The organism is Chitinophaga eiseniae (assembly GCF_900167135.1).
GTDB classification, from domain to species: Bacteria; Bacteroidota; Bacteroidia; order Chitinophagales; family Chitinophagaceae; genus Chitinophaga; species Chitinophaga eiseniae.
Window position 1 is genome coordinate 1 of the sequence record NZ_FUWZ01000018.1, and the last position, 9,650, is coordinate 9,650.

Consider the following 9,650-nt stretch of genomic DNA (forward strand, 5'->3'; position numbering starts at 1 on the left):
TCCGCCGATATTGCGGCCAACATCAGCAACATCGGCGTTCCTATCCCCACATTGCGGACCTATGTGCTGGATAGCCGGCGGGAGCTGGTGCCGGCAGGAGTATGGGGTGAGCTGTATGTAGGCGGCGCCGGGGTCTCCCGTGGTTACCTGAACCGGGAAGAGCTGACAGGCGAACGCTTTATGGATAGCTGGCTGAGAGCAGGGGAGCGGTTGTACCGGTCAGGAGACCGGGTACGTTGGTTGCCGCATGGAGAGATGGAATATGGCGGCCGTTTTGATGAACAGGTAAAGATCCGCGGTTACCGGATAGAGTTGGGGGAGATAGCGTCTACGCTGGAAAGCCACGGGGAAGTGAGCCGGGCGCTGGTGATAGCGCGTCCCGGTACCGGAGGGCTGCAGGAGCTGGTGGCTTATGTGATATGTCCGGAAACACTGTCGCCGGAAGATCTGCGCAGCTGGTTAGGCCGCCGTTTGCCCGACTACATGCTTCCGGCAGGTTTTGTACGCCTGGAAGCGCTGCCCCTTACCGCCAACGGTAAGATAGACAGGAAAAAATTGCCCTCGTACGATAGCAGCGCTATCAGTAGCGGCGTGGCATATATGGCGCCGTCCAACGCATGGGAGGAAAAACTGGTAGCGCTGTTTGCCGCGGAATTGAACAGAGCGCCGGAAAGAACAAGTGTGAAGGACAACTTTTTTGCGCTGGGAGGCGATTCTATAAAGGGCATGAAGTTAGTTGTGAAGATCAAGAAAGCATTTAATACAGGTATTACCATTGCCAATCTTTATCAGCATCAAACCGTTGATACCCTGGCGGCCTGGTTGCAACAAAACCAGTTGGCGGACACCCTCGAACAGGAATGGCATGCCGGCATGGAGGAAATAGCAGCCTTGCGTCAGCAGATAGAATATGAGCATGGCGGAACAGGTATTTTGCCGGCCGCTTATGAGGACATGTATCCGGTAACGCCCATCGAACAGGGCATGATCTATTCTTCCATGCTTCGTCCTGAAGAACCGGTCTATTACGATCAGTTTACCTCTTTTGTACAGATAACAGATATCGATGCCTTTAAGGCGTGCCTCGAAAAACTGGTAGAACGACATGCAGCACTGCGTACCAGGTATTACATGCAGACCTTCCGGCAGCCGATAAAAATAGTTTTGCCGGAAATAACTATTCCTGTTTCCTACGAAGATTTGAGCGCCTTGCACGATGAGGAAAAGATAGTTCGCCTGCGTACGTTCCTGCAAAAAGATATAGCCATAAGATTAGCTTTTGATAATGATTTGCTGTGGCGTCTGAAAATGTTATATCTGGGAGAAGGAAAATATTATCTCGTTCTTAACTGCCACCACGCTATGATAGATGGCTGGGGAGTATCCATATTTTCAAGCGAGCTGGCCAATCTCCTTGGTGATAACCCGCCGGAACTGCGCCCGTTAAAACATAGTTATAAAGATTATTGCGCTATTATACTGGGCCGGAAAAAATCGGAAGCCACGGCCAACTATTGGAGATCATTACTGTTGGGTTATTCCAGGAATAAGCTGCCCTTTAATTATAAAGGCCTGAAAATAACAGAAGCCGCAGGCATGAAGAAAATATCCCGTGTGCTTGATAATACACTGCTGCAACAGCTAAACCGTCTCTCCGAGGATAACCGGTTGTCGTTTAAAGCTATTTGTCTCGCTGCGCATATTTACCTGCTGCACATTGTCTCCTCCGAAAAAGATGTTGTTACCGGCGTGGTAACACATGAACGCCCCGAGCTGGAAGACAGCACCGGCATACTGGGCTGCTTCCTGAACACCGTGCCTGTAAGGGTTGACTTTGAAAAAGTAAAAGATACCCGTACGCTGCTGAGGACCGTGCAGGATTTTCTGGTGGCCTCCAAGCCTCATGAAGTACACTTAAGTGAAGTGGCAGGTTTTATCAGTGAAAAAGCATCGGGCGAAAACCCTGTCTTTGATACCCTGTTTAACTTTACAGACTTTCATAATTACCGTAACGTCAACAACACTTCCCTGCTGGCGCCGGTAGCCGCTCCATTCGGGGCTGTGACCGGAGAGGCCGGTGAAATGACCAACACGCTTTTTGACGTGGAGCTGGATAAGACGATGGACCGTTTCCTGCTTAAAATAAAATATACGCCGGCCTATTTTCACGAAGAGGAAGTTCACTATGCGTTAAGTCTGTATGAAAGGATACTGGTATCATTCGTTGCAGATATCTCAGCGCCACTGGTGCCGGAACAATTGCTGCCCGAAGCAGAACGCAACGCGTTACTGTTCGGTTTCAACGCAACACTAGCGCCTTACGCCAGCGAAAAAACAATCCACCGGCTTTTCGAAGAGCAGGTATTGAAAACCCCGGATCAGGTGGCATTAAGCCAGCATGGCCACGATCTCACCTACGAAGCTCTTAATAAGCGCGCAAACCAGGTGGCGGCCTGTCTTCTTGAGACAGGCGTTAAACCCGGTGATAATGTCGGGCTGCTGGTCACGCGCACTTTTGACATGATCGTTGGAATGTATGGTATTTTAAAAGCCGGGGGCGCATATGTGCCGGTCGATCCGGAGTATCCTGCTGACCGCCAGGAGTATATCATTAATAATTCCGGACTAAACACCCTGCTGGTAAATACCCCGCCCCCGGAAGCATTGGCCGGGAAGCTACAGCATGTCACGTTTATATCCCTCCGGGACAGCAAGATCGACACACAGCCTGCAGAAGATCCGGCAATCGTTGTCGATAGCCGCCAGCTGGCATACACTATCTATACTTCAGGGTCAACCGGACGTCCCAAAGGAGTGATGATTGAGCATCATTCGGCAGTGAACCTGATAGAATGGGTGAATGATACCTTTGAGATAAATCATAACGATCGCCTGCTGTTCATTACCTCTATGTGTTTTGACCTTTCCGTATATGACGTCTTCGGCATACTGGCCGCCGGAGGCACGGTGGTAATCGCTACGCAGGAGGAGGTGCAGGATGTAAGGAAGCTGCAGCAGCTGATGGTAGACGAACGCATTTCTTTCTGGGATTCCGTGCCTACTACGATGAATTACCTGGTCGGGGAGCTGGAGCTGGATGGTGGTCTGTACAGGCAAAACAACCTGCGCCTGGTTTTCCTGAGCGGCGACTGGATACCTGTGCAGCTGCCGGGGACCATACGGAAATATTTTCCGAATGCACAGGTCATCAGCCTGGGCGGTGCTACCGAAGGTACCGTTTGGTCTAACTATTATCCAATAGGAAAAGTACCAGCAACCTGGAGCAGTATTCCCTATGGAGTGCCCCTTAAGAACAACTTCTTCTACATTCTGGACGATAACTTCCAGCCAGTACCAAGGGGTGTGGCCGGGGAACTGTATATCGGAGGCATCGGCGTGGCCAGGGGATATGCCAACGACCCGGAGAAGACCAACGCCGCTTTCAAGCCCGATCCTTTTAACAGTAGCCTGGGGGGGCGCATGTATAAAACCGGCGACCTGGGACGGCTTATGGCGGATGGGAATATGGAATTCCTCGGACGAAAGGATAACCAGGTAAAAATAAGAGGCTTCCGGGTTGAGCTGGGGGAGATAGAAAGTGTGTTGTTAAAGCACAGCGGTATAAAAGAGGCCATTGTGAATGTTATAAAGGACGCTGCCAACAATAACCAGCTCTGTGCTTATCTGGTGCCGAAAACAGTTGTCGACCGCAAAGAAGTGCGCGACTACCTGAAAGCGGTTTTCCCGGCCTACATGGTACCGGACCATTACCTGGTCCTGGAGGCATTGCCCCTGAACAGTAACGGGAAGATAGACCGCAAAGCACTGCCGTCGCCGGTTGCGGATGAAAGCAACGATCTGGCGGCCTATGAGCCACCGCAATCCGCCCTGGAAAAGAGCATTGAAACCATATGGAAATCACTGTTGAAGGCCGATAAAGTAAGCCTTACCGCCGATTTCTTTGATCTGGGAGCCAATTCTCTCTCTGTAGGGGCTTTCGTAAACAGGGTCTCCCGCGATATGGGGCTGTCCCTCAACATCCGTGAGGTATTTATGCATCCTACGATCAAAGGCATTGCCGGTCTGCTGGCTGCACGGAATACCGGCCGGGTACAGCATATACAGCCGGCTGTAGAACAGCCAGCTTATGTGCTTTCCTCCGCTCAGCAGAGAATGTGGGTGCTCAGCCAGTTGGATGAACATGGCGCGGCTTATAACATACCCGGCGCGTTTGTACTCGAAGGCGAGCTGGATCGTATCGCGCTTGATCAGGCATTTGCTGCGGTACTGGAGCGTCATGAGATATTACGTACTGTATTCCGGGAAGAGGAAGACGGCCAGGTGATGCAATATGTGCTCCCGGCTGAACTGCTCGCCAACAGGATTACGTACGGCGATCTCCGTAATGCAGCCGATCAGGAGATACTGCTGCAACAGCAGGTACGGACAGTGTCGCATACCACCTTCAACATGGGCAGCGAGCCACTGGTACGGGCATGCCTGTATCGGTTGTCAGATAGTAAATGGGTATTTGCCTATGTCATGCACCACATTATCAGCGATGGCTGGTCTGTAAATCTGCTGATGGAGGAACTGCTGCGCCTGTATAATGCTTTTCACAACAACAGCAGTCCGGCATTGTCTCCATTGCGCATTCAATATAAAGACTATGCGGTATGGCAACAATCGCAGTTAAACAGTGGCTTGTTGTATGAGCACGGCGTCTACTGGAAATCACAGCTTGGCGGTAAACTGCCAGTGCTCCGTCTGCCGGTCGATAAGCCCCGCCCCGGCGTTAAAACATATAACGGCGCTTACCTGAAACGCATCGTCAGCAAAGAAGTTGCGGACAGGCTGAGAGATTATGCCCGGAACGAAGGCGGTACACTGTTTATGGGATTGCTTACTGTTGTCAATGCTTTGATGGCGGCATATACCGATCAGGAGGATATTATCCTTGGAACTTCCGTGGCCGGAAGAGAAAATCCGGAGCTGGAAAACCAGATTGGGTTGTATGTAAATGCTGTGGCGCTGCGTACCCGCTTTGCACACACTATTACCTTTCACGAGTTGTTCCGCCGCGTAAAACAAACTACCCTGCAGGCTTATGAGCATCAGCTGTATCCCTTTGATGAACTGGTACAGGTGCTGGATCTGGAGCGGGACCTTTCCCGTAACCTGTTGTTCGATGTGATAGTGGTATTGCAGAACACAAACATCGAAGGCAGCAGCTCCATCCCGTCGATGGATGGTATGACCGTCACCCGCTATAAAAGCCAGGCACGGCAATCAAGCCAGTTTGATCTTTCATTTGATTTCTTTGATACCGGTGCGGAGCTGGTTGCAGGCATAGAGTACAACACCGATCTGTTTCACAGCAATACCGCTCAACATATAGCGGAGCACCTGGACCACCTGCTGGCGGCATTTACATCGGATCCCGCTAAAAGGATAGATGAATTGGGATACAGGTTGCCGGCGCAGTCACCTGGCGCGCCGCCTTCCGGCCAGCTTCTCCAGCAGTCAAGGAAAGGAATTGTTAACGATTTGAAATTATAGGTCCTTTGCCACTTCATAAATTGTATGTTATGAACCTCTTTCAATTAGATGAGCAGGATAATAGCCGGATCAACAGCCTGCTGGCACATCTTACCGTGCAATATGAATCTCCCTGTAACCCCCTGTTCCTGCAGGAGGCTCGTGTATTGTCCTCGCGTTTGCCTGAGCCCCTGATGAGCCGCCTGAATGCTTTCAGATACCACGAAGATCACAACGGGTTGCTGATGCTTCGCGGGTTTGAGGTCGATGATCGCCAGATAGGCCCTACCCCCAATGCCACGGGTAAAGAAATAGATGAGCAATCCGCTGCCCGTGAGGGATTTCTTTTAATGCTCCTGGCTTCCTTCCTGGGCGATTCACTGGGCTGGGCTAATCAGCGTAACGGGGCCCTGCTGAATAATGTGCTCCCGTTGAAGGACCACGAGTCAGAGCAGCTGAGCACCGGAAGTGTGGCTGATCTGAGCTGGCATAACGAAGAGGCTTTCCACCCCTTCAGGGCAGATTATCTTGCTTTGATGTGCCTTCGTAACCCCGATAATATTCCGACGCTGGTAGGTTCTATACAGGATGTCCACATCCCTGTCGAAATAAAAGAGATCCTGTTTGAACCACGATTTATATTTCATACAGACAAGAATTTTGATCAGGGAGAAACTTATGTGCCTGTGCCAGAACCCGTGTTGTTTGGGGACTTTAAGGCTCCTTACGTGCGGCTGGACCCTGCCTTTATGAGCCCGGCACCAGGTGATGAGGCCGCTGACAGGGCCCTTACATATATCATAGACGCTTTTGACAGCGCATTGCGTAAAGTGCCGCTGACCTCCGGCGACATATTATTTATGGATAACTACAGGGTAGTGCATGGCCGTAAAGGGTTTAAACCTCGTTTTGATGGGAATGACCGTTGGCTGAAGCGCGTGAACATCACGCTGGATCTTCGCAAATCCCGCGCCGTTAGGCCTGGGCAGCGTTCCCATGTTATTATTACAGATTAAGTATCTACAGGAAAATATTTGTATGGAAAATTATTGGTTGAAAAGATTGGAGCACATACAGGTCCCCGATTGGCCGTATACCTCGCCCGACACCGTAACAGTAACGTTTACGGTGCCTGTGCCACCTGCTGTTATGCAGGCAATGCAGGCCGTGGCAGGAAACAGCAGCGTGAATATGCTGAAATTGCTTCTGGGTGGACTGGGCGTGGTATTATGGAAGTACACCGGCTTGCAGCATGCTGCTATCGCATTGCCGCCGTTGGCGCTTCCTGGCGAGAATGCTGATGATAACAGCACTTTGTATTGCGTACTGCACCTGTACGCAACGTTGCAGGTACCAGCGCTGCTGGAACAGGTGCATGAAGCGCTGAATGATGCGCACCTGCATGCGGGGTATAATGAAACCACATTCAGGGATGCCTTCAGGGCAGCTAACAATGATCGGCTGTTGGCTGGCAACGTAGCCCTTAGCTATGATGGCCTTACAGCTCCGGACAACTGGCTGCATGAGCATCAGCTGCATTTTGAATTCAATGCCGCTGCATCGCATATAAAGGTCAACGCCCGGAATTTGCCGCTGCCGGAAAAGATGCTGCGGAACATGGCGGAAAGCCTGTTGTTTGTAGCCGCTTCTTTTTCTGCCAATAAAGAGAAAAGTATTGCACAATGTGCAACAGAGCCACCGCAGAGCTTACATGCATGGATGGCGAGGTTTAATGATCACCGCAGGCAATATGCAACCGGCCTTACAGTGGTGGACCTGTTCCTGCAACAGGCCCTGGAGCATCCGGAAAATACAGCGTTGGTATTCGGAGATACCGTTTACAGTTATGGCGGATTGGATGAATGGTCCGCACGGATTGCCGCCTATATCCTGCAGCATACATCACGCTCGCAGCCGCTGTTTATCGGGGTGATGATGCATCGTTCAGCCGCGCTGGTAGCAGCTGTTCTGGGCATCTTGCGCGCTGGCGCCGCTTATGTGCCCATAGATCCTGCTTATCCTGCAGATCGTAAAAAGAGTATTGTAGCAGACACTCAATGCCCCCTTATCATAACGGATGATGATGCATCTGCAACAGGAATAGAAATTTGCAGTATTGTAAATATCGCAACTGTCACTGCGGTGACTGCCGCCCGGCCATTACCGCAGGTAGTACCGGCAGATGTGGCCTATGTGATCTTCTCTTCCGGCACTACCGGAAAGCCGAAAGGTATCATGATACAGCATCAGGCTATCCTGAATTTACTGTACTGGTATAACGAGCGCTATGATCTTGCCGCAGGCGCAAAAATCGCGCAGCTGACTAACATCGCGGTGGATATCGCTTTCCAGGAAATCTTCTCTTCGCTGATGAACGGGCTTCCGCTGTATATACCACGGCAGGAAGAGCAGCAGGACAGGCACGTTTTCGTTGAATGGCTGAAACATCACGAAATCAGCTTCATTCAGCTTATACCTGACATGCTGGCCACCTATTTGCAGGATATACCACGTATAACTACCCTTAAGCAGATACTGTGCGGGGGGGACAAATTAAGCGAAAGCCTGAAGGATGAGATAGTGAGCAAAGGATATACGCTCTATAACATCTACGGGCAAACGGAAACCGCCATTGACACAGTAGGAGCGATATGCCGTTATGGAGAACCCATGTGTTTTAATGATTATGTACCTAATTACGATGTGTATATACTGGACGAGCATGGGCACCTGTGCCCCGAATATGTGGCAGGAGAGATCTGCACGGGTGGTCAGGGCCTGGCCCTGGGCTATCTCCATAATCCGGTATTAACGGCCGAAAGGTTTATTGCACATCCTTTTGAACCTGGCCGCCGTCTGTACAGGACCGGTGACAGGGCCCGGCGTATGCCGGATGGGAGCATCCTGCTGCTGGGCCGCGAAGATGAACAGGTAAAGATACGCGGTTATCGCATTGAGTTAGGGGAGATAGAAGGCCTGTTGCAACGCTTCCCCGGAATTGATAATGCGGCGGTGATAGTAAAGGAAGATTCCACCGGTGAAAAGCAGCTGGCGGCGTTCCTGGCGGGGAGCGGGCAGCTCGATATACAGGCCTGCCGCGCTTATGTGAAAGAGCACCTGCCGTCGTATATGCTGCCTGATCATTTCCTGCAGCTGGATAAACTGCCCCTCACTGACACCGGGAAAATAGACCGCAAACGACTGGCTGCATACGAAGGAATGAAACCATCGCCCTCAACAGGGTATGTCGCGCCTCGTAATGAAACGGAAGCTCAGCTGGCTGACATGTGGCAACAGGTGATCGGTAAGGAAAAGGTGGGCGTGACGGATGATTTTTTTGATCTGGGTGGGCATAGCCTGAAAGTAACACGCCTGGGAAGCCTGATCCGCAAAACATTTGGCGTGGCCGTTAGCTTAAAAGATCTTTTTGTGCATTCCGTGCTCGAGGCACAGGCAGCGCTGATCGCTGAAAGCAGGAAGGAGCAGCAGCAGGCGATACCGGTGTTGCCCCTGCAGGATAGTTATGAGCTATCCTCGTCACAGCACCGCCTGTGGGTATTATCCCAGTTGGAAGGCAGCAACATTGCCTACAATATGCCGGGCGTGCTGGTATTTGAAGGTGTGCTGGATAAGGAAGCGCTCTTTTCAGCTTTTACAATGCTTGTTGCCAGGCATGAGATCTTACGCACCGTATTCAGGGCCGATCCGGCAGGTACTGTAAAGCAATATGTGCTCGACGCCACCCTGCTGAACTTCAGGGTGAAGGAGCAGGACCTGCGTGGCGCAGAGCAGCAGGAGGAGCTTTTGCAATCCTGCCTCGCAGGTGATTTTTATACGGAATTCGACCTGGCAGCCGGCCCCCTGTTGCGTGCGGGCCTCTACAGGCTTACGGATAGTAAATGGGTGTTCAGCTATGTGATGCACCATATTATCAGCGACGACTGGTCCATGGGCGTATTCTTCAACGATCTGCTCAGACTCTACAACGGATTTACCGGCGGCGGCGAAGCATTGCCTCCCCTGCGCATACAATACAAGGATTATGCTTCCTGGCAGCGTAGCCGTTTAACCGGCACGGGAACGGGCAAAGCCTACTGGCAGGAAGTGTTCAG

3 protein-coding genes are annotated in these 9,650 nt (G+C 51.4%); all 3 read left to right on the plus strand.

From position 1 onward, the window contains the following. Positions 1-5,559: non-ribosomal peptide synthetase (locus tag B5D63_RS34395; protein WP_143313374.1), on the plus strand; the 5,559-nt coding region annotated here is incomplete at its 5' end. Between the two features lie 29 nt (positions 5,560-5,588). Continuing rightward, entirely contained in the window at positions 5,589-6,554 is a 966-nt protein-coding gene (locus B5D63_RS34400) for a TauD/TfdA family dioxygenase (protein WP_078673429.1), read from the plus strand. A 22-nt stretch (positions 6,555-6,576) separates the two neighbouring features. Beyond that, on the plus strand, positions 6,577-9,650 hold a 3,074-nt coding region (locus B5D63_RS34405), incomplete at its 3' end, for a non-ribosomal peptide synthetase (protein WP_159456279.1).

Excerpts from the sequence above, each read along its gene's own strand:
- B5D63_RS34400 (WP_078673429.1), top strand. The coding sequence starts at position 5,589 with ATGAACCTCTTTCAATTAGATGAGCAGGATAATAGCCGGATCAACAGC.